Origin of the sequence: Streptomyces sp. NPDC050619, from assembly GCF_040654815.1 — a bacterium.
GTDB lineage: Bacteria > Actinomycetota > Actinomycetes > Streptomycetales > Streptomycetaceae > Streptomyces.
On the sequence record NZ_JBFAIR010000026.1, the window covers coordinates 105,741 to 124,526 of the forward strand.

Genomic DNA, 18,786 nt, shown 5'->3' on the forward strand with positions numbered 1-18,786 from the left:
AAGCCGCACAGTGTCACAGCCCCGCGCCCCTCCAGGGCGTAGCAGTCCCTGCCGCATCAGAACAGCAGGGCCATCCTGGCTAAACCAACGCCGCCGTCTTCCGCCGTGCCCCGCCCGGGGCCGCGTCCCCCGCCGCGATGCCCGTGCTCCGGTACGCCTTCACGGCCTTCCCCGCCGGCCGGCCGCCGTTCGCCGCGAGCCAGTCCACCCGCACCCACAGCAGCGCCTCCTCGGCCCGCTCGCGCCGGCCGAGCCAGGCGGCCTTCAGGCGCAGCCCGGTGCCGCATCCGGCGAGCAGCATGCCGCCCGCGGCGGGCACGGCGAACGAGCTGCCCAGCGCGGCCACCCAGGCGAGCAGCAGCCACCAGCGGTGTCCCCGGCGCCAGTTGCGCACGCTCACGGCACGGTCCTGGAGCACGTCGTGCTTGGCCGCGCGGGCGGCGCCGTGGGACAGGGCGGCATACCGCTTGCGGTGCAGACCCGCCACCACCGCCGCGGCGACGATGAACAGCACCGCCCCGGCCATCACCCCGATCCGCCGCCCCGTGATGCCCGGCACCAGTACGCCGACACCCGCCGCGACCACCCCGAGCCACCACATCGGCGCGGCTCCGGCCCGTACGACGACGGCCACCCGAGCCAGGCCATGAGCTCTGCGATCTCCGCGTGTCACGTTCCGCCTCCTCGTCGCTCCGGCACAGCTTTCCTGGCCGATTTCCTGGCCAAGAAGATTAGCGAGGGAACGTGAGACGAGTCTGAGAGCACGCCAAATCCGCCGTCACGCGACGAACACCGCGGTCACTCCACGAACAGCCCCCGCGCCGCCGCGCGCGCGTCGAACTCCTCCAGCCGGGCCTGCGCCTGAGGCAGGTCGTCGCACATCGCCTCCAGCAGGACCCGGCCGAGCAGCATCGGCGCGCAGGCGGTGTCGAAGGCGAGCCCGGTGCCGACGGCCGCCGGAAGCAGCAGGTCGGACACCTTGGCGACCGGCGCGAAGGCCGAGTCGGCGACCGTGACCACGGTCAGCCCCGCCTCCTTCGCATAGGCGAGGGTGTCCACGACCTCGCGCGGGTGCCGGGGCAGGGCGAAGCACAGCAGCGTCGAGGCGCCGGCGTGCACGGCGGCGTCGATCCGGTCGTGGATCATCGTGCCGCCCTCGTGGAGCAGCCGTACGTCGGGATGGACCTTGGCGGCGAAGTACGCGAAGCCGTACGCCTGCGAGGCCGCCGCCCGCAGCCCGAGGACGGGGAGCGGCCGGGAGGCCGCGAGCAGCCGTCCCGCCCGCTGCACCGGCCGCGGGTCGGCCAGCACCTCGGCCAGGTGCCGCAGGTTCTCGATCTCGGCCTCGACGGCCTGCTGGTACTCGTTGTACGACGCCGAGTCCGCCGACGATTCGAGGGGCGCGACCTCGCGCAGGTGCTTGCGCAGGGCCGGGTAGCCGTCGAAGCCGAGAGCGACGGCGAAGCGGGTGACGGAGGGCTGGCTGACCCCGGCCAGTTCGGCAAGCTCCACGCTGGACAGGAACGGCACGTCGGCGGCCCGCCGCACCATGCTGTGCGCGATGCGCCGCTGGGTCGGCGTCAGCCGGTGCCCCTCGAACAGCGCCTGCAACCGCCCTGCGGGACTGTCCGCCACACCCGGACCCACACCCGGACCACCCGGACCCACCCCCGGCCCCGGACGCACGCCCTCAGCCATACCCGCGCCCCCGTCCGCACCCACACCCACACCCACGCCCCCGTCCGCGTCCCTGTCCACCACGTCCGCGCTCATGACTCGCTCCCCCTCCAGATGTCCGTGAACCGGTCCAGCAGTCGGGCCGCCGTCGTCACGTCGTCCGTGAGCGGCCGGTCGGCCGGGTCCTCGTCGAGTACCGACTCGGCGAGCTCCAGCGCGCGGCCCACCCCGAGCTCCGGGTCGGGCTTGTGGTCGCGCTGGCGCAGCGCCCGTACGGCGGCGACGAGTTCGCAGCCGATGACGAGACGGTACGCGCCGCACACCCGCAGTGTCTGACGTGCGGCGAGCGAGGCGAAGCTGGCCTGTTCCTCGACGCCTCGGGAGAGTACAGCGTGGCCGAGCGAGGCGGGCGCCGAGAAGGCCCGCAGGTCGCCGAGGGCGGCTCCGGCGGCGTACTCCAGGATCATCACGCCGGAGGAGGCGGCCTCCTGGTCGGCGAGGAAGGGCCGCAGCCTGGTGAACCCGGGCTCGTTCAGGGAGGACAGCCGGGACGTCGACAGGCGGGCGACCTGGGTCATGGCCAGCCGGAAGTGGTCCAGGGCGAGGGCGAGTTGGGCCTGGTAGAAGCCGCCGTGGTGGTAGGCGGCCAGGTCCTCGGCGCAGATCAGCGGGTTCTCCGCCGCCGCGTTGATCTCTATCTCCAGGACCCCTTCCAGGGCGTCGGCCGCGTCGTGCGCCGGGCCGTGGATCTGGGGCAGGCAGCGGAAGCCGTACGGGTCCTGGATGCGGCCGAGCGGCGGGGTCGGCCGGTCGGCGGCACCGATCAACTCCCGCATCCGGCGCGCGACTTCGCTGGAGCCGCGGTGCGGGCGGGCGGCGTGCACGGGGGCGGCGTACGCCTCGTGGGAGCCGTCGACGGCGAGCAGGGAGAGGGCGCCGACGATCTGGGTGGCCTCCAGGAGCCCGCGCAGTTCGTGCAGGGCGAGGGCGGACTGGCCGAGGGTGAGGGCGTTGCTGCTGATGAAGGCCAGCGCGTCGTTGTTGTCGAGGGGTTGGGGCTCGGGGGCGCCGGTGCCCCGCCAGGGGTGCTCCCCGGCGAGCGCGAGACCGGCCTGGGCGAGGGCGGCGATGTCGCCGGTCCCCACGGACCCGAACTCGTTCACGGCCGGGTACGCGCCGCTCTCCAGCGCCTCGCACAGGGCCGTGACGACGGTGGGCCTCAGGCCCGCCCCGCCCGCCAGGAGCTGGTTGGCCCGGACGGCGAGCATGGCCCGCACCTGCCGGGCGGGCAGCTCCTCGCCGATGGCGCCCGCGTGGCTGCGCAGCAGGCGCAGGCCGTGCTCGGCGGCCGCCTCGGTGGGCACGTCCTCGTTCCGGTTGGCGCCGACGCCGGTGGAGCGGCCGTAGACGCGGCCGGTCGCGGCGATCTGGCGGGCGGCGTCCCAGGACTCCTCGACGCGCCGCGTCGCCTCGCTCCCGGGGACCGGCCGCGCGGCGCCGTCGGCGAGGCGCACGACGTCCGCGACGCCGAGGGCGGCCCCGTCGAGGACGACAAGAGCAGAGCCCGCAGTCCACGGGGCGTCCACGATACGAGACGACATCAAGCCCAAACCCTCCTCGACCCGGACACCTGATCTTGCTTGCCGGTCATCCGTTACCTCGGATTAACACCGAGGCGTTGACAACCTATTCACCTACCGAGAACTCTGCATGACGTTATGCAGCCCGGGCAAGGGACAACTCATGATCCAGTTCGACGCGGTCCACAAGCGCTTCCCCAACGGCACGACAGCAGTCCACGACCTCAGCCTCCAGATGCCGGAAGGCGGCGTGACCGTCCTCGTCGGATCCTCCGGTTGCGGCAAGACGACCACCCTGCGGATGATCAACCGGATGGTCGAACCGACCTCGGGCACCATCCGGGTCGCCGGGAAGGACGTCACCCAGCAGGACGCCGCTGACCTGCGCCGATCCATCGGGTACGTCATCCAGCAGTCGGGCCTCTTCCCGCACCGCACGGTGCTGGACAACATCGCCACCGTCCCGCTGCTGCTCGGCCACGGCCGCCGCAAGGCACGGGCCCGTGCGGCGGAGCTCCTCGAGACCGTCGGCCTCACCGCCGAGTCCGGCCGCCGCTACCCGCACCAGCTCTCCGGCGGCCAGCAGCAGCGCGTCGGCGTCGCCCGCGCGCTCGCCGCCGACCCGCCGGTCCTCCTCATGGACGAGCCGTTCGGCGCGGTCGACCCGGTGGTGCGCACCCAGCTCCAGGACGAACTGGTCCGCCTCCAGCAGGAGCTGAACAAGACCATCGTCTTCGTCACGCACGACGTCGACGAGGCGGTCCGGCTCGGCGACCAGATCGCGATCTTCCGCACCGGCGGCCACCTGGTGCAGTGCGCCACGCCCACCGAGCTGCTGGCCCGCCCGGCCGACGACTTCGTCGCCGACTTCCTCGGCGCCGAGCGTGGCCTGAAACTGCTGTCGCTGAAGACCCTCTCCGACGTCCCCCAGGGCCCGGCCCCCGAGGGCGGCCCCTGGGCCCTCGTCCTCGACGAGGCGAACAAGCCGCTGCACTGGGCGTCGAAGGACGCCGAGATACCCGTACGACCGCTGGGGGACGACGACTCGCTGCTCGCGGCGCTCAACGAATCCGTCGCCTCGCCCAACGGGCTGATCGCCCGGGTCGACGCGGCCGGAGCGCTCACCGGCGTCTCCTCCCGCGACGACATCCACGCGCATGCGGGCCAGGCCCACGCGGAAGCCCGTGCGGAGACCCCGGAGACGGGTGTGGCCGCATGACCATCGACTGGTCGTGGATATCCGGCCACACCGACGACCTCACCACCCTCACGATCTCCCACCTCCAAGCCGCCCTGACCGCCGTCTTCTTCGGCCTGCTGATCTCGCTCCCGCTCGCGGTGATCGCCCACCGGGTGCGCCCCCTGCGCGGCTTCCTGCTCGGCGCCTCGAACGTCCTGTTCACGATCCCGTCGATCGCGATCTTCGTGCTCCTGCTGCCGGTCAGCGGCCTGACCCGCACCACGACCGTCATCGGCCTGACGATCTACACCCTGGTCGTCCTGCTGCGGAACACGGTCGAGGGCCTCGACTCGGTCCCCGTGAAGACCAAGGAGGCCGCGAAGGCGATGGGCACGCGCCCCCTGCGCACGCTTCTCACCGTCGAGTTCCCGCTCGCGCTCCCCGTGATCATGGCGGGCGTCCGGATCGCGACGGTCATGTCGATCTCCCTCGTCTCCGTGGCCACCTACATCGGCGACGGCGGCCTGGGCCAGCTCTTCACCGACGGCTTCCAGCGCAACTTCCCCACCCCGGTGATCGTGGGAGTGGTGCTCACGCTCCTCCTCGCCGTGGTCGCGGACGCGCTCCTGGTCGCCGTCCAGTACGTCCTCACCCCGTGGAAGAGGCGGCGAGCCTGATGTACGAACTCTTCAAGAACCTCGGCAGCTGGCTGACCAGCGGCGCCCAGTGGGCCGGCTCGGACGGCATCGCGCACCGCCTGGCCGAACACCTCCAGTACTCGCTGCTTGCCACGCTCATCGCGACCGTCATCGGCCTCCCGCTGGGCCTGCTGATCGGCCACACCGGCAAGGGCGCGTTCCTCGCGATCAACCTCGCCTCCTTCGGCCGCGCCCTGCCGACCGTCGGCCTCGTCGTCCTGGTCTTCCTGGCCAGCGGCCTGTCCATGACTCCGGTGTACGTCTCCCTGGTGGCCCTCGCGGTCCCGGCGATCGTCACCAACACCTACGCGGGCATGACGGCCGTCGACCCGGACGTGAAGGACGCGGCACGCGGCCAGGGCATGCGCGGCCACCAGGTCCTCTTCCAGGTAGAACTCCCCCTCGCGCTCCCCCTGATCATGACGGGCCTGCGTCTCGCGCTGATCCAGGTGGTGGCCACGGCCACGATCGCCGCGTACGTCTCCTTCGGCGGCCTGGGCCGCTACGTCTTCGACGGCCTCGCCCAGCGCGACCTCGTGCAGGTGCTCGGCGGTGCGGTGCTGGTCGCCGCGGTCGCCGTAGTCCTGGACGGCGCCCTCGCCGGCCTCCAGCGCTTCCTCTTCCGCCACCGCACCGCCTAGGGACCCCCGAATGAACCGTCGTACTCTCCTCGGCGCACTCGCCGGCACGGCCGTCGCCGTACCCGCCCTCTCCGCCTGCTCCAGCGGCGTCACCTCCCTCGACAACCAGGGCTCCACCACCTCCGGCGGCGGCTCCAGCAAGGGCGGCGTCACCATCGGCACCGCCAACTTCACCGAGAACCAGGTGCTCGGATACCTGTACGCCGCCGTGTTGCAGGCGGCCGGCGTGAAGACCACCGTCCGCCCCAACCTCGGCACCCGCGAGATCCTCATCCCCGCCCTCAAGGGCGGCGACATCGACCTCCTGCCCGAGTACCAGGGCGCCCTCCTGCACTACCTCGCCCCGAAGGCGACGGCGACGGAGGAGGGCCAGATGCAGAACGCCCTCGCCATCGCGCTCCCCGCCGGCCTCCAGGTCCTGCCGTACGGCATGGCCGAGGACTCGGACGCCTTCGTGGTCACCCAGGAGACCGCCAAGAAGTACGGCCTGACCTCTCTCGCCGACCTGAAGAAGCAGAACGGCAAGCTGGTCCTCGGCGCCGCGGCCGAGGTGAAGACACGTCAGGTGGGCGTGGTGGGCCTCAAGGACGTGTACGGCGTCGAGTTCAAGGAGTTCAAGTCGCTGGACTCCTCCGGGCCGCTGGTCAAGGGCGCCCTGAAGAAGGGCGACGTGGACGTGGCGAACCTCTTCACCACCGACACCGACATCCAGGCCAACGACTGGGTGGTGCTGACGGACCCGAAGAACCTGATCCCCGGCCAGCACGTCGTCCCCCTCATCGCCGACCGCAAGGCCGACTCCACGGTCCGCAAGGCCCTCGCCGAACTCGGCAACGTCCTCACCACCGCCCAGCTCACCGAGCTCAACCGCCAGGTCGACAAGGACAAGAAGGACCCGGAGGACGTGGCGAACGCGTATGCGAAGCAGCATGGGCTGGCGAAGTAGCCCGCAGGCCGTGCAGACCTCAGCCCAACAGGGGGGCTAACCCCAGTGCGGCGGGCTTTCCCGCTGCCTACCGTGGTTTCCATGACCGGAATGGACGCGCGGGACACCGAGATCAAGAAGGAACTCGACGCCACCCTGCAGGCCCGCAGGGAACTGGGTGAGGAGTACGAGTCCGCGCTGGTCGACTCGTTCCTGGAGAAGGTCGACCAGCGCATAGACGGCGCCGTCGAGCGCCGGTTGCGGCGGCAGCTCGCCGAGCAGCAGATGGTCGCGGCCCGGGGCTCCCGGTCGCCGAAGACCACCGACTCCTTCGGCGAGCGCTACGGCTTCGGCATCGTCTCGCTGGTCCTGGCGATCCCGCTGTCCGGGATCGGCGCCGGCGTCGCCGACCTGTCGGGCCTGCTGGTCACCTGGGCCGGCATCGTCGGCGTCAACGTCGTGCAGGCCGTCCGCACCAACCCGGGCCTCTTCCAGGGCCGGCGCCACGGCAAGTCCTCCCGGGACAGCGACTGGGAGGACTGACCGCCCACGGACGAGCACGCTCCCGCAGCCCTGGCCCGGTCCTCACGCCTGCCGCGTGGGCAGCACGACGATCTGCCGCAGATTCACCCGCCGCGGCCGGCTCGCCACATACGCCACGACATCGGCGACCTCCTCGGACGCCAGCCCGCCCAGCGCGTCGAACATCCCGTCCAGCTGCCCGGACAGCTCGCGGTTGTCGATGTGCGACTTCAGCTCGCTCTCCGTCAGCCCCGGCTCGACGTTGGTGACCCGGACGTCACGCGGCCCGAACTCGATGCGCAGCAAGGCGGAGAGATGGGTGACCGCGGCCTTGGTGGCCCCGTAGACCGCGTAGAGACTTTCTGCGCTCGCGCCGCGCTCGCATCCAGCCGGCGGAGGTGGGGCTGGCCTCATACAGGCGGCGCCGCGTGCCCGGACTGCGCCGCGAGGAAGTGGCGCAGCTGGCCGGGGTGAGCGTCGACTACAACATCCGCCTGGAACAGGGACGCGGGCCTGGGGGCCCCTCCGGACGAAGTCTGGGGAGTCTCGGACGCCGTACTGGACGCGATCGCGCGGGTGCTGCGGCTGGACGAGACGGAGCACACGTACCTGCGCACGGTGGCCCGGCCCGGCACAAAGGCCGCGCGCCGCCCGGCCGCGGCCCGCGTCCGCCCCGGCGTCCAGCTGCTGCTGGACAGCATGGACCGCACTCCGGCCTTCGTACTGGGCCGCCGCATGGACGTCCTCGCCTGGAACGCCCTCGGCGACGCGGTGGGCGGCTTCAGCCGGCTGCCGGCCGACGAGTGCAACGTCCCCCGGCAGGTCTTCCTCGCCCGAGCGCCCGCGACCTGTACCCCGACTGGGCCGCGGTGGCCGCCCAGACCGCGTCCCATCTGCGCCTGAACGCGGGCTCCCACCCCGACGACCGTGAGCTGTGCGACCTTGTCGGCGAACTCTCCGTCAAGAGCGAGGATTTCCGCCGCCTGTGGGCCGACCACGAGGTCAAGGCGTGCATGTACGGCGTCACCTTCTCGGCCGTGAACGGCCGAGCTCGTGTACTCGGTCGTTCACACCTTGTCGCGCTCCCGACTGCCCCCTACGACAGGACGGTCACGGGTCGCATCTCCCCACGTTCCGGCCTGTTCAGGCTGATGCGGGGACGGGTGCGGTGACGAACACCCACGCCGAGCGCGCACGGTTGCGCACGTTGACCCCGGCGACGTGGTCGGCAGGCCGTGGGGGTCCCTCCCGCTCGAGCGCAGTCGAGAGCGAGCTGGTGGAACGGCCAGGAAGACAAGGTGCCCCGCTGGTCGCGACGAAGCCGTACCCGCTCCCGGATCCCGTCGAGCTGCTCGACGGCGACCCCGCGACCGGTGCGTTGCGCGACGGACACAATCTCCTTGCTGATCCGGTGGTTCACGTGGGTGGCATGACGCTGCTCCCTCTTCGCCCGGCGGGCCAGGCGACGGGTGGCCGAACGGCTCTGCTTTGCCTGGAGTTCGGCGCGTTTGCGGGCCTGCCAGCGCCGGTAACGGTTCAGCCGACGGCCCTGGTAGTTGGTGCCGTCGCTGGTGGTGGCGAGGTTGACGACGCCGCGGTCCACACCGATCCAGTCGGCCGGCTCGTACACCTCGGGATCGGGAATGTCGCAGGTCGCGATCAAGAACCACTTCCCGTCCCGCTGGACCAGGTCGGACTCGCCCTTGCGGTACCCGGCCAGCGTCTTGAGCTGGTCCGGCGAGCCGGTGTAGCGGATGCCACGCATCCGCCCCTCCACCGTCCAGATCGACACCGTGCGCGCGTCCGTCTGCCAGGACAGGCACCGGTCGTCGAACGGCTGCGCCGCGTCGAGCCGGAAGGTGACTGGCGAGCCGACGGCCTTGCGGTACCGCCTCGACCCCGGACCGCCCAGCCGCCCGGCTTCAGGCTCGCCGCGAGCGCGTAGTAAGCGTCCACGACCTTCTTCACCACCCGCACCGCGGGCTGTGCCGACAGCCCGAACGTGGCCTTGATGTCCGCGTAGACCAGTTTCTGCAGGCCGTTGCGGTCCTTCACGCCCGTCGCGTAGGCAGTCCGGGAGGCGTGATCGGCGGCCCGGTTGCAGGCGCGCAGGGTCGCCTCCAGCGCCGCCGCCTGCTCCGGCGACGGCAACAGCTTCATTTGCACGACCAGCTTCACGGCCCCAAACGTAGGCAGCGCATCGCACACCCGGGCGGACTTCGCACACATTCACCCACCCCCGCGACCATCCAGCACGCGCGTGCGAATTCCCCGGCTCCGCCGGACAGCAATGCGGGCACTCCGTGCCCGGCCATGGGACGCGGTGACGCTCCGCGTCACCGGCTCGAGAGGCGATTCCTCCCCGGCGTGAACGCCGGGGCATCCTCGCAAGAATCAGGTGAAGCGCGTCCGGCACCCGATGGCGGGCCTGCTGACCCTGCCGTACGAGACGCTGGCGGTCCCGGCGGAACCGGAGCACACGATCGTGGTCTATACGCCGGAGCCGGGCTCGGAGACGGCGGAGCGGCTCGCACTGCTGGGAAGTTGGGCCTCGGTGGGCTGGAGAAGAACCCCGGAGGACCCCCGGAAAAACCCGGGAAAAGGTTATTCGCGGGGACCGCCGCACCCCCGGTAAAGGGGGGCGGGACGACGGCGGTCCCCGCGAAGGACGCGGGCCGGGTCAGGGCCGGGCTTACGCGTCCGTGGCGTCCATGGAGGTCCGGGAGCCGCTCCGGAGGTCCTTGGCGCCGTTCGGCGTCGGCTGGGGCGGGGAGCCGCTCCCGCCCTGCCGACAACCACTAATGTGCCGGACCCGTGTTAAGCGTGTGCTGCGTGGACGTGACGCGCTCGTACCACTTCTGCGAAGTCGCCGACCTCGGCGAGTGACCGCAAGTTCACCGTGGCCACGGGCCGTTCACCGCACGTTCGGCGCTACTTCCCGCCCTTGGCAAGGAAAGCCAGCAGATCCTGCCGGCTGATGACACCGGTCGGCTTCCCCTCGACGAGGACGATCGCCGCGTCCGCCGCGCCCAGCACGGTCATCAGGTCCCCGACCGGCTCGCCGGAGCCGACCTGCGGCAGGGGCGGCGACATGTGCTTCTCCAGCGGGTCGTCGAGCGAGGCCCGCTGCGCGAAGAGGGCGTTGAGCAGTTCGCGTTCGACCACGGATCCGACGACCTCGGCGGCCATCACGTCCGGGTGACCGGCGCCCGGCTTGACGATCGGCATCTGCGAGACGCCGTACTCGCGCAGCACCTCGATGGCCTCGCCGACGGTCTCGTCCGGGTGCATGTGGACGAGGGAGGGCATGGCGCCGTGCACCTTGTCGTCGAGGACGTCGGCGACGCGGGCGCTGGGGCCCTCGTCCTCCAGGAAGCCGTAGTCGGCCATCCACTCGTCGTTGAAGATCTTGCTGAGGTAGCCGCGCCCGCTGTCGGGAAGGAGGACGACCACGACGTCATCGGGCCCAAGCCGCTCGGCGACCTTCAGCGCCGCGACGACGGCCATGCCGCAGGAGCCGCCCACCAGCAGCCCCTCCTCCTTGGCCAGCCGGCGGGTCATCTGGAAGGAGTCCTTGTCGGACACCGCCACGATCTCGTCGGCGACGGTCCGGTCGTAGGCGGTCGGCCAGAAGTCCTCGCCGACCCCCTCGACGAGATACGGCCGCCCGGAGCCGCCGGAGTAGACGGAGCCCTCGGGGTCGGCGCCGATCACCCGCACCCTGCCGTCGCTGGCGTCCTTCAGGTACCGGCCGGTCCCGGAGATGGTGCCGCCGGTCCCCACGCCCGTCACGAAGTGGGTGATCTTCCCCTCCGTCTGCTCCCACAACTCAGGCCCGGTCGAGTGGTAGTGGGAGAGCGGGTTGTTCGGGTTGGAGTACTGGTCGGGCTTCCAGGCCCCGGGCGTCTCGCGCACCAGCCGGTCGGAGACGTTGTAGTAGGAGTCGGGGTGCTCGGGGTCGACGGCGGTGGGGCAGACGACCACCTCGGCCCCGTACGCCCGCAGCACATTGATCTTGTCGGTGCTCACCTTGTCGGGGCACACGAAGATGCACTTGTACCCCTTCTGCTGAGCCACGATCGCCAGCCCGACGCCGGTGTTGCCGCTGGTCGGCTCGACGATCGTGCCCCCCGGCTGTAGCGCCCCGCTCTCCTCGGCCGCCTCGATCATGCGCAGGGCGATGCGGTCCTTCACGGAACCGCCCGGGTTGAAGTACTCCACCTTGGCCAGGACGGTGGCCCTGATGCCCTTGGTCACGCTGTTGAGCCTCACCAGCGGGGTGTTGCCGACGAGACTGATCATCGAGTCGTGGAATTGCACCGTTGTCTCCGGATGCCGCAAAAGAAGTGGTCGTGATGGTTCCGCCAGCCTATGGCCTCTCTGAGACCCATGACGGTCGTTCACTCCCCGTTGGGATTGGGCGACGGTCTGTATGGGGCAAGGAGTGGATGTAGGGCTTCGAGGAGGTGACGGCGACGCATGACGAGGATGTCGAGGGCGAGGGTGGCCAGGCGGATCGCGGCCGGCGCCGCGTACGGCGGTGGCGGGGTCGGTCTGGTGAGCGCGGCGGCCGTCGGTCTGCTGCTGGCCGAGGTGCAGCTGGCCAAGCGCCAGGTGGGCAACGGGACAACACCGCATGTCCCGCACGCCGAGGGCCGGTACGGCCACACCTACACCACTCCCCACGAACCACCCCTGCGCCTCACCGTCCTGGGCGACTCCACCGCCGCCGGCCAGGGCGTCCACCGGGCCGGCCAGACACCGGGCGCGTTACTGGCATCGGGCCTGGCGGCGGTGGCGGAACGCCCGGTGGAACTCCGTAACGTCGCCCTCCCCGGGGCCCAGTCCGACGACCTGGACCGGCAGGTGGCCCTGACCCTGGCGGACCCGGCCCGGGTCCCCGACATCTGCGTGATCATGATCGGCGCGAACGACGTGACCCACCGGATGCCGCCGACCCGTTCGGTACGTCATCTGTCGGCGGCGGTACGACGTCTGCGTACGGCGGGTGCGGAGGTCGTCGTCGGCACCTGTCCCGACCTCGGCACGATCGAACCGGTACAGCAGCCCCTGCGCTGGCTGGCCCGCCGTGCCTCGCGGCAGCTGGCGGCCGCGCAGACGATCGGGGCCGTCGAGCAGGGCGGCCGGACGGTGTCGCTGGGCGACCTGCTGGGCCCGGAGTTCGCGGCGAACCCCCGGGAGCTGTTCGGCCCGGACAACTACCACCCCTCGGCGGAGGGCTACGCGACGGCGGCGATGGCGGTACTGCCGACGGTGTGTGCCGCGCTGGGCCTGTGGCCGGCGGAGGAGGAGCGCCCGGACGTCTCCCGCCGCGAGGGCTTCCTGCCGGTGGCCCGAGCTGCGGCGGAGGCGGCGTCGGAGGCCGGCACGGAGGTCACGGCCGCGATGCCGACGGGGCCCAGGGGTCCGAAGGGTCCGTGGGCCTTGCTCAAGCGGCGCCGGCGTCGCAGGGTGCCGGTGTCGGAGCCGGCCCCTGTCACGCAGAGTCCCTGAGCAGCGGCCGACACAGAGAAAAGCAAGCGCTTAGAAAACTGCGGTCAGGGTCACACCGCCATACACGTGACCGAGACCATACGTACGGGTAACTTCCCAAAGAGCCCTGCACAACAAAGGCCCTGTACACACCCGTACGCCAATGGAGTCGTCATGCCCGAAGCCGTGATCGTCTCGACCGCCCGCTCCCCCATCGGCCGCGCCGGCAAGGGCTCCCTCAAAGACCTGCGCCCGGACGATCTGACCGCCACGATCATCCAGGCGGCGCTCGCCAAGGTCCCGGAGCTCGACCCCCAGGACATCGACGACCTGATGCTCGGCTGCGGCCTGCCCGGCGGCGAGCAGGGCCACAACCTCGGCCGCGTCGTCGCCGTACAGATGGGGATGGACCACCTCCCCGGCTGCACCATCACCCGCTACTGCAGCTCCTCCCTCCAGACCTCCCGCATGGCCCTGCACGCCATCAAGGCCGGCGAGGGCGACGTCTTCATCTCGGCCGGCGTCGAGATGGTGTCCCGTTTCGGCAAGGGCAGCTCCGACGGCCTCCCGGACACGCACAACCCCCTCTTCGCCGACGCCGAGGCCCGCACCGTCGCCGTGGCCCAGAGCGAGGGCTCCAGCTGGCACGACCCGCGCGAGGACGGCCTCGTCCCCGACCCGTACATCGCGATGGGCCAGACCGCCGAGAACCTCGCCCGCGCGAAGGGCATCACCCGCCAGGACATGGACGAGTTCGGCGTCCGCTCCCAGAACCTCGCCGAGGAAGCCATCAAGAACGGCTTCTGGGAGCGCGAGATCACCCCGGTCACGACCCCGGACGGCACGGTCGTCGGCAAGGACGACGGCCCCCGCGCCGGCGTCACCATGGAGGGCGTCCAGGGCCTCAAGCCGGTCTTCCGCCCGGACGGGCTCGTCACGGCCGGCAATTGCTGCCCGCTGAACGACGGCGCCGCCGCGGTCGTGATCATGTCCGACACGAAGGCCGCCGAGCTCGGCCTCACGCCCCTCGCCCGCATCGTCTCCACCGGCGTCTCCGCCCTCTCCCCCGAGATCATGGGTCTCGGCCCGGTCGAGGCGAGCCGGCAGGCGCTGCGCCGGGCCGGCCTGGGCATCGACGACATCGACCTGGTCGAGATCAACGAGGCGTTCGCCGCCCAGGTGATCCCCTCCTACCGCGAGCTCGGCATCGACCTCGACCGGCTGAACGTCAACGGCGGCGCCATCGCCGTTGGCCACCCCTTCGGCATGACCGGCGCCCGCATCACCGGCACGCTCATCAACTCCCTCCAGTTCCACGACAAGCAGTTCGGCCTGGAGACGATGTGCGTCGGCGGCGGCCAGGGCATGGCGATGGTCATCGAGCGCCTGAGCTGACCAACTCCTCGTAACCACGCGGAAACACCGCGTGATACTTCGGCCCGGAACCCAGTAATCACCAGGGTTCTGGGCCGATTTGTGATCCAATCTCCCCCAGGATGTGACCTATCTCCCTCGAAGGGGGGAGGTGCGCAGGTCAGACCCACTAAGGCAGCAAACTTCGGGCCCACAATCCTGTCCGTTTCGTGACGTTACGCACTGACAGCTGGATAGTCCGCCCTTCAAGCTGATGTAGGAAGTCGGGGGTCGACTTTGAAACCGGGAGTACGTCAGTGAGCGCCATGCCGATCGCCTTGTTGGTCACCACGGCCGCCACGGGCGCCGTGGGCGTCGCCGTCCTGCGCATCCTCATGGTGCTGCGCCGGCAGGTCGCCGCACTGCACACCGAGCTCGCCAAGGGCAACGCCGCCGCGCGGTCTCGCGTGCCCAGCGCCCGCCGCTCCTCCGATGTCGACGCGATACGGGCAGCCGTGGCCGAGGCACTCGCCGAGGAACGCGAGCGTGAGCTCGCCGAGGCGCGGGCGTTCTGGGCCGCCCAGGAGTCCCGTGACGCCTCTGACGCGCCCTCGCTGCTCGGCCTGCCGGACAGCGAGCTCTTCCTGCCCCGCCAGGCCGATTTCGTGGGCCTGGAGCCGGTGGCCGAGCCCGGCGCGGACGCCGACGAGTTCGCTGCGGACTCCCCGGAACTGGCCGCGGCCCGCCGCCGCCACCCCTCCCACCCGGACTTCGTTCCGCTCCCGTCACCGGTCGCGAACGACCACGAGCGCACGGTGGCCACACTCGAGGAGCTGGCCGCCACCCAGGTCGCGCTCACCGACGTCCGCCCCGGCCCCCTCGGCACCCTCGACGTCTACGTCTTCGCCGACGGCACCACCCTGTGCATGACCCCGGGCCACCGCGAAACAGCGGAACGCCTGGCAGCGGCACTGCGAACGGGCAAGACTCCGATCCTGCTGGGCGGCTCGGGCATCTCGGGCGCATACACCCTGACCTTCGCCTGCGGCGAGGAGAACGTCTACATCCTGGCGGACAGGGTCATAGCGTCCCTCTGACCTGAAAACGCCGGGGAGGATCGACGCCGCCAGGGGCGCGGGGAACTGCGCGCCCAGCCACAACGGACCCGCACCCGCCAACGCACCTCAGACCCCCGCCTGCTTCTGCGCATCCCCCACCAACCGCACCGCATCGTCAACCTCAGCCTCGCTCTCAAGAACGAGCGCCAAATCATGCACAGCAACGGTGATCTGATCCGCCGCAGCAAACATCCCCGCATCAGGCATCACCCGAGGCTCAACCCCTTCCAGCACCTGAGCCCGACGCGCCAACTCCCTCGCCAGACCCAGCGCTTCCGCCGCAGCCCCCCTTTGCAACCGACTCTGCGGAGCAGCCCGAAGCCGATCCGCAAAGTGATCCACCGCTCGGGTCAGACGCGTCGTATCCACCACGCCGCGAGCGTACGCGGCGTACGCGTCTCTCCGCGACTGTTGCCAACAGGCGAACGCTCAGGCACGGTGACCTGAAGGACCGGCTTACATCCCCTTTGCGTCCGGAGGCGCCGATGTCCCACGTCCTCTCCGAGGAGACCCATCGCAACCTGCTCGCCCGCATCCCCCACTGCACCGGTCGTGAAGTGTCCGACTGGCTGCGTACCGTCGACGAAGGCCCAGCCCTCTTCCGCTTCGAGGAGAAGGTCAGCTGGCTCCGCCACGAACACAACCTCGCGTACGGCCACGCGAAGGCGATCATTCACGAGTACGACCTGAGGAGGGCCGCGCGCAAGTTCTTCTAGGCGCGCACTGTCTCGACGACGAAGAGACGCAGAAGGGCCCCGGGTCGGAACCCGGGGCCCTTCTCACGCACGCGTTTCACACGCGATGCGCGTCAGCGTCAGTCGCTGCTGTTGAGGATCGCGATGATCCTCAGGAACTCCATGTAGATCCACACCAGGGTCAGCGTCAGGCCGAAGGCCGCCAGCCACGCCTCCTCGCGCGGTGCGCCGTACGCGATGCCGTCCTCGACCTGCTTGAAGTCGAGGGCCAGGAAGGCCGCGCCGAGCAGGATGCCGATGACGCCGAAGACGACGCCCATCGGGCCGCTGCGGAAGCCGAGGCCGTCACCGCCGCCGAACACCGCGAACAGCAGGTTCACCATCATCAGCATGATGAAGCCGAGCGCGGCCGCCATCACGAAGCCGTAGAACCGGCGGTTGACGCGGATCCAGCCTGCCTTGTACGCCACCAGCACACCGGCGAAGACGGCCATGGTGCCGATCACCGCCTGCATGGCAGCGCCGTCGGCGATCCGGTTGTCGACGATGTTGGACAGGACACCGAGGAAGACGCCCTCGAACGCGGCGTACGTCAGGATCAGCGCGGGCGATGCCTTGCGCTTGAAGGACTGGACGAACGCCAGGACCATGCCGATCAGCGCGGCGCCGATGCCGATGCCGTACGACCGGCCGATGTTCGCGTCGTCGATGGGCAGCAGTGCCCAGGCGAGCGCGGCCGTGACGACCAGGACGCCGAGGGTGGTGCCGGTGCGCAGGACGACGTCGTCGATGGTCATCCGGCCGGTGGTGGCCGGGGCCTGCGGCGGGGCGCCCTGCTGGAGGTCCTGCTGCGCGTAGGGGTTCTGCGCGTACGGGTTGCCGGCCTGCGGCTGGGCATACGGGTTGCCCTGCGCGTACGGGTTGGCCTGCTGCGTTCCCACAGCTGCGCCCCCGGCCTGCGGCGCGGTGTTGAAGCCCGCGTAGCCGTTGTCGCGGCTGAACCCCCGTCGCGAGAAGACCGGGTTGCTGCTCCTCATTTCACTCCTCCATGGCCGTCTGCGTAGGCCTTGGCTCAAGAGTAATAGGTAGGCAAAGGATTGACCCTACTGCTTGGGGAGGATCTTTCCCTCGTCGTGGTGCGCAACACGCTACGCGGCCCTTTGATTCCCAGCCACGGCGGCCTCACCCGAACGGAAACCCCGTGTACCCCTCAGCCAGGTCGGTCTCGGCGGCCCGGGAGGAGGCGAGCCGCTCCAGCCGGGCCAGCTGGAGGCGGTCCTCGAAGGGGGGCGCGTCGGGGGCCCGGTGCAGGAGGGTCGTCATGTCGTAGGAGAACCGCTCGGCCTGCCAGACGCGGCGCAGGCAGGTCTGCGAGTAGGCGTCGAGCAACTGGGCGGAACCGCTCTCCTTCTCGTACGTCAGTGCCCTCGCGAAGGTCACGACGTCCCCGACGGCCAGGTTGAGCCCCTTGGCTCCCGTGGGCGGCACGATGTGGGCCGCGTCCCCGGCGAGGAAGAGGCGGCCGTGCCGCATGGGCTCGTGGACGTAGGAGCGCATCGGGGTGACCGACTTCTGGGTGATGGGGCCGCGCTCCAGGCTCCAGTCGTCGGCGGTCTCGAAGCGGCGCTCCAGCTCCGACCAGATCGCCTCGTCGCTCCACGCCTGCTCGTCCGTGCCCTCCGGCACCTGGAGGTAGAGGCGGGAGACGGACGGGGAGCGCATGGACAGCAGGGCGAAGCCACGGTCGTGGCGGGCGTAGACCAGCTCGTCGTGCGAGGGCGGCACGTCGGCGAGGATGCCGAGCCAGCCGAAGGGGTACGTCCGTTCGAAGGTCTGGGACACCGAGGCGGGGACCGCCGTCCGGGCCACGCCCCAGAAGCCGTCGCAGCCGACGACGTAGTCGCACTCCAGGACGTCCTCGCGGCCCTCGTGGCGGAAGCGGACGCGCGGGCGGTCGGTGGCGGCGTCCTCGACGGCCAGCGCCTCCGCCTCGAACAGCAGCGGGCCGCCCTCCTTGAGCTGGAGGGCGATGAGGTCCTTGCACACCTCCGTCTGGGCGTAGACCCTCACCGACCGGCCGCCGGTGAGGGCCGGGAAGTCGACGCGGTGGCGCTGCCTGGCGAACCGCAGCTCGATGCCGTCGTGGCGCAGCCCCTCGCGGTCCATGCGCTCCCCGGCGCCGGCCGCGCGCAGCACGTCCACCGTCCCCTGCTCCAGGATTCCGGCCCGCTGCCGGTGCTCGACGTAGGCCCGGTCGCGGCTTTCCAGGACGACCGAGGCGATGCCCGCGTTGTGGAGCAGCCGGGCCAGGAGGAGCCCGGCGGGGCCGGCTCCGATGATGCCGACGGTGGTGCGCATCGGTCGTTCCCTTCGGTGGACTTCACTGACCACTCGCCACTGACCACTGTTCACTGGCCACTGACCACTGTTCACTCGCCACTCATGGTCGCAGGTTCGTCTGGTGAAATTAAGTTCACTCGCTTCAGGGCATGAGTCTGCGTCCGCGACCACGCGGTGTCAACGCCCGTCCCAACGGTCGTTCGGTGAAGTCTTCAATGGAGGATGCAGGCAACCGAGCCGCGAGCAGCGGCTCGAAGAGGCGTTGTGAGTGCCCGGAGCCGGACTTGAACCGGCACGCCCGCGAAGGGGCAGCGAGGTTTAAGCTCGCCGTGTCTGCATTCCACCATCCGGGCAGGCCATGGCTCCGCATCGAGGTGCCGAGCCTATCGGGGTGCATCCCTCGAACTACGGACGGGTGGACCGATGTTGTCTTATTTTATTGACGTCTGAGGGAGCATCAGCCCACGGAACAGGCCATCCGCACTTGCCAATAGCCTTACGCGCCGACCCCGGCCCCGCATGCGGAATGACGGAATTTCACCGCCCAAACGAGGGGGCTCCACC

At 70.6% G+C, this 18,786-nt stretch carries 17 protein-coding genes, 1 tRNA gene and 3 pseudogenes; 11 read left to right on the forward strand and 10 right to left on the reverse strand.

The features are described from left to right. Window positions 1-79: 79 nt before the first annotated feature. The 3 genes from AB0I77_RS34990 to AB0I77_RS35000 form a co-directional block, all read right to left on the reverse strand. Window positions 80-601 carry a hypothetical protein gene (locus tag AB0I77_RS34990; RefSeq protein WP_363286846.1) on the reverse strand — a complete coding sequence of 174 codons (522 nt, stop codon included), beginning with the start codon at window positions 599-601 and terminating at the stop codon, window positions 80-82. A gap of 197 nt (window positions 602-798) precedes the next feature. Continuing rightward, window positions 799-1,698, reverse strand: coding sequence for a MurR/RpiR family transcriptional regulator (locus tag AB0I77_RS34995; protein WP_363286847.1), 900 nt, complete (start codon window positions 1,696-1,698; stop codon window positions 799-801). 71 nt (window positions 1,699-1,769) lie between these two features. Then, entirely contained in the window at window positions 1,770-3,278 is a 1,509-nt protein-coding gene (locus tag AB0I77_RS35000) for an aromatic amino acid ammonia-lyase (RefSeq protein ID WP_363286798.1), read from the reverse strand. 142 nt (window positions 3,279-3,420) lie between these two features. On the opposite strand from AB0I77_RS35000, the gene AB0I77_RS35005 reads away from it, so the two are divergent. The 5 genes from AB0I77_RS35005 to AB0I77_RS35025 all read left to right on the forward strand — a co-directional run bounded on the left by AB0I77_RS35005 (window position 3,421) and on the right by AB0I77_RS35025 (window position 7,244). Further along, on the forward strand, window positions 3,421-4,476 hold the full coding sequence (locus tag AB0I77_RS35005; protein WP_363286799.1) for an ATP-binding cassette domain-containing protein: 1,056 nt from the start codon (window positions 3,421-3,423) through the stop codon (window positions 4,474-4,476). Then, window positions 4,473-5,114, forward strand: a complete 642-nt coding sequence (locus tag AB0I77_RS35010; protein ID WP_363286800.1) for an ABC transporter permease — start codon at window positions 4,473-4,475, stop codon at window positions 5,112-5,114. Before AB0I77_RS35005 ends, AB0I77_RS35010 begins: the two co-directional genes overlap by 4 nt. After that, the gene (locus tag AB0I77_RS35015) at window positions 5,114-5,776 is read left to right on the forward strand and encodes an ABC transporter permease (protein ID WP_363286801.1); all 663 of its coding nucleotides are present in this window, start codon (window positions 5,114-5,116) and stop codon (window positions 5,774-5,776) included. The genes AB0I77_RS35010 and AB0I77_RS35015 overlap by 1 nt, the downstream gene beginning before the upstream one ends. Before the next feature lie 10 nt (window positions 5,777-5,786). Next, complete coding sequence (locus AB0I77_RS35020; RefSeq protein ID WP_363286803.1) at window positions 5,787-6,722, forward strand: ABC transporter substrate-binding protein; 936 nt, start codon at window positions 5,787-5,789, stop codon at window positions 6,720-6,722. A gap of 81 nt (window positions 6,723-6,803) precedes the next feature. After that, complete coding sequence (locus AB0I77_RS35025; RefSeq protein WP_363286804.1) at window positions 6,804-7,244, forward strand: hypothetical protein; 441 nt, start codon at window positions 6,804-6,806, stop codon at window positions 7,242-7,244. Window positions 7,245-7,286: 42 nt separating this feature from the next. Here AB0I77_RS35025 and AB0I77_RS35030 read toward each other — a convergent pair. Continuing rightward, window positions 7,287-7,577 (reverse strand): annotated as a pseudogene (locus AB0I77_RS35030) (SDR family oxidoreductase); the annotation flags it as partial. A gap of 29 nt (window positions 7,578-7,606) precedes the next feature. Here AB0I77_RS35030 and AB0I77_RS35035 point away from each other — a divergent pair. Next, window positions 7,607-8,248: pseudogene (locus tag AB0I77_RS35035) on the forward strand (helix-turn-helix domain-containing protein); the annotation flags it as partial. A 71-nt stretch (window positions 8,249-8,319) separates the two neighbouring features. On the opposite strand, the gene AB0I77_RS35040 reads toward AB0I77_RS35035, so the two are convergent. Continuing rightward, a complete protein-coding gene (locus AB0I77_RS35040) occupies window positions 8,320-8,988 on the reverse strand; it encodes a transposase (protein WP_363286805.1) in 669 nt (222 codons plus the stop codon). 627 nt (window positions 8,989-9,615) lie between these two features. On the opposite strand from AB0I77_RS35040, the pseudogene AB0I77_RS35045 reads away from it, so the two are divergent. After that, a pseudogene (locus tag AB0I77_RS35045) lies at window positions 9,616-9,858 on the forward strand (hypothetical protein); the annotation flags it as partial. 296 nt (window positions 9,859-10,154) lie between these two features. Here AB0I77_RS35045 and AB0I77_RS35050 read toward each other — a convergent pair. After that, entirely contained in the window at window positions 10,155-11,543 is a 1,389-nt protein-coding gene (locus tag AB0I77_RS35050) for a cystathionine beta-synthase (protein WP_363286806.1), read from the reverse strand. A gap of 159 nt (window positions 11,544-11,702) precedes the next feature. Here AB0I77_RS35050 and AB0I77_RS35055 point away from each other — a divergent pair, with 159 nt between their 5' ends. The 3 genes from AB0I77_RS35055 to AB0I77_RS35065 all read left to right on the forward strand — a co-directional run bounded on the left by AB0I77_RS35055 (window position 11,703) and on the right by AB0I77_RS35065 (window position 15,166). After that, entirely contained in the window at window positions 11,703-12,737 is a 1,035-nt protein-coding gene (locus tag AB0I77_RS35055; RefSeq protein ID WP_363286807.1) for an SGNH/GDSL hydrolase family protein, read from the forward strand. 153 nt (window positions 12,738-12,890) lie between these two features. Further along, complete coding sequence (locus AB0I77_RS35060) at window positions 12,891-14,111, forward strand: acetyl-CoA C-acetyltransferase (protein WP_363286808.1); 1,221 nt, start codon at window positions 12,891-12,893, stop codon at window positions 14,109-14,111. A 284-nt stretch (window positions 14,112-14,395) separates the two neighbouring features. Next, the gene (locus tag AB0I77_RS35065) at window positions 14,396-15,166 is read left to right on the forward strand and encodes a hypothetical protein (RefSeq protein WP_363286848.1); all 771 of its coding nucleotides are present in this window, start codon (window positions 14,396-14,398) and stop codon (window positions 15,164-15,166) included. A gap of 87 nt (window positions 15,167-15,253) precedes the next feature. Here the strand turns inward: AB0I77_RS35065 and AB0I77_RS35070 are convergent, their stop codons facing one another. Then, window positions 15,254-15,559 carry a hypothetical protein gene (locus AB0I77_RS35070; RefSeq protein WP_363286809.1) on the reverse strand — a complete coding sequence of 102 codons (306 nt, stop codon included), beginning with the start codon at window positions 15,557-15,559 and terminating at the stop codon, window positions 15,254-15,256. Window positions 15,560-15,672: 113 nt separating this feature from the next. Between AB0I77_RS35070 and AB0I77_RS35075 the strand changes: the two genes are divergently transcribed. Next, window positions 15,673-15,903: a DUF4287 domain-containing protein gene (locus tag AB0I77_RS35075; protein WP_301981605.1), complete on the forward strand. Its 231-nt coding sequence runs from the start codon at window positions 15,673-15,675 to the stop codon at window positions 15,901-15,903. 98 nt (window positions 15,904-16,001) lie between these two features. Here the strand turns inward: AB0I77_RS35075 and AB0I77_RS35080 are convergent, their stop codons facing one another. From AB0I77_RS35080 to AB0I77_RS35090, 3 genes are all read right to left on the reverse strand, one after another. Then, window positions 16,002-16,919, reverse strand: coding sequence for a Bax inhibitor-1/YccA family protein (locus tag AB0I77_RS35080; protein ID WP_363286810.1), 918 nt, complete (start codon window positions 16,917-16,919; stop codon window positions 16,002-16,004). A 145-nt stretch (window positions 16,920-17,064) separates the two neighbouring features. Beyond that, a complete protein-coding gene (locus tag AB0I77_RS35085) occupies window positions 17,065-18,240 on the reverse strand; it encodes a 4-hydroxybenzoate 3-monooxygenase (RefSeq protein ID WP_363286811.1) in 1,176 nt (391 codons plus the stop codon). A gap of 251 nt (window positions 18,241-18,491) precedes the next feature. After that, a tRNA-Leu gene (locus AB0I77_RS35090) sits at window positions 18,492-18,575 on the reverse strand. Window positions 18,576-18,786: the final 211 nt, after the last annotated feature.

What these genes read in the sequence shown, in the direction of transcription:
- AB0I77_RS34990 (WP_363286846.1), bottom strand. Translation starts at nt 601, where the DNA reads ATGTGGTGGCTCGGGGTGGTCGCGGCGGGTGTCGGCGTACTGGTGCCG.
- AB0I77_RS34995 (WP_363286847.1), bottom strand. Translation starts at nt 1,698, where the DNA reads ATGGCTGAGGGCGTGCGTCCGGGGCCGGGGGTGGGTCCGGGTGGTCCG.
- AB0I77_RS35000 (WP_363286798.1), bottom strand. Translation starts at nt 3,278, where the DNA reads ATGTCGTCTCGTATCGTGGACGCCCCGTGGACTGCGGGCTCTGCTCTT.
- AB0I77_RS35005 (WP_363286799.1), top strand. Translation starts at nt 3,421, where the DNA reads ATGATCCAGTTCGACGCGGTCCACAAGCGCTTCCCCAACGGCACGACA.
- AB0I77_RS35010 (WP_363286800.1), top strand. Translation starts at nt 4,473, where the DNA reads ATGACCATCGACTGGTCGTGGATATCCGGCCACACCGACGACCTCACC.
- AB0I77_RS35015 (WP_363286801.1), top strand. Translation starts at nt 5,114, where the DNA reads ATGTACGAACTCTTCAAGAACCTCGGCAGCTGGCTGACCAGCGGCGCC.
- AB0I77_RS35020 (WP_363286803.1), top strand. Translation starts at nt 5,787, where the DNA reads ATGAACCGTCGTACTCTCCTCGGCGCACTCGCCGGCACGGCCGTCGCC.
- AB0I77_RS35025 (WP_363286804.1), top strand. Translation starts at nt 6,804, where the DNA reads ATGACCGGAATGGACGCGCGGGACACCGAGATCAAGAAGGAACTCGAC.
- AB0I77_RS35040 (WP_363286805.1), bottom strand. Translation starts at nt 8,988, where the DNA reads ATGCGTGGCATCCGCTACACCGGCTCGCCGGACCAGCTCAAGACGCTG.
- AB0I77_RS35055 (WP_363286807.1), top strand. Translation starts at nt 11,703, where the DNA reads ATGACGAGGATGTCGAGGGCGAGGGTGGCCAGGCGGATCGCGGCCGGC.
- AB0I77_RS35060 (WP_363286808.1), top strand. Translation starts at nt 12,891, where the DNA reads ATGCCCGAAGCCGTGATCGTCTCGACCGCCCGCTCCCCCATCGGCCGC.
- AB0I77_RS35065 (WP_363286848.1), top strand. Translation starts at nt 14,396, where the DNA reads ATGCCGATCGCCTTGTTGGTCACCACGGCCGCCACGGGCGCCGTGGGC.
- AB0I77_RS35075 (WP_301981605.1), top strand. Translation starts at nt 15,673, where the DNA reads ATGTCCCACGTCCTCTCCGAGGAGACCCATCGCAACCTGCTCGCCCGC.
- AB0I77_RS35080 (WP_363286810.1), bottom strand. Translation starts at nt 16,919, where the DNA reads ATGAGGAGCAGCAACCCGGTCTTCTCGCGACGGGGGTTCAGCCGCGAC.
- AB0I77_RS35085 (WP_363286811.1), bottom strand. Translation starts at nt 18,240, where the DNA reads ATGCGCACCACCGTCGGCATCATCGGAGCCGGCCCCGCCGGGCTCCTC.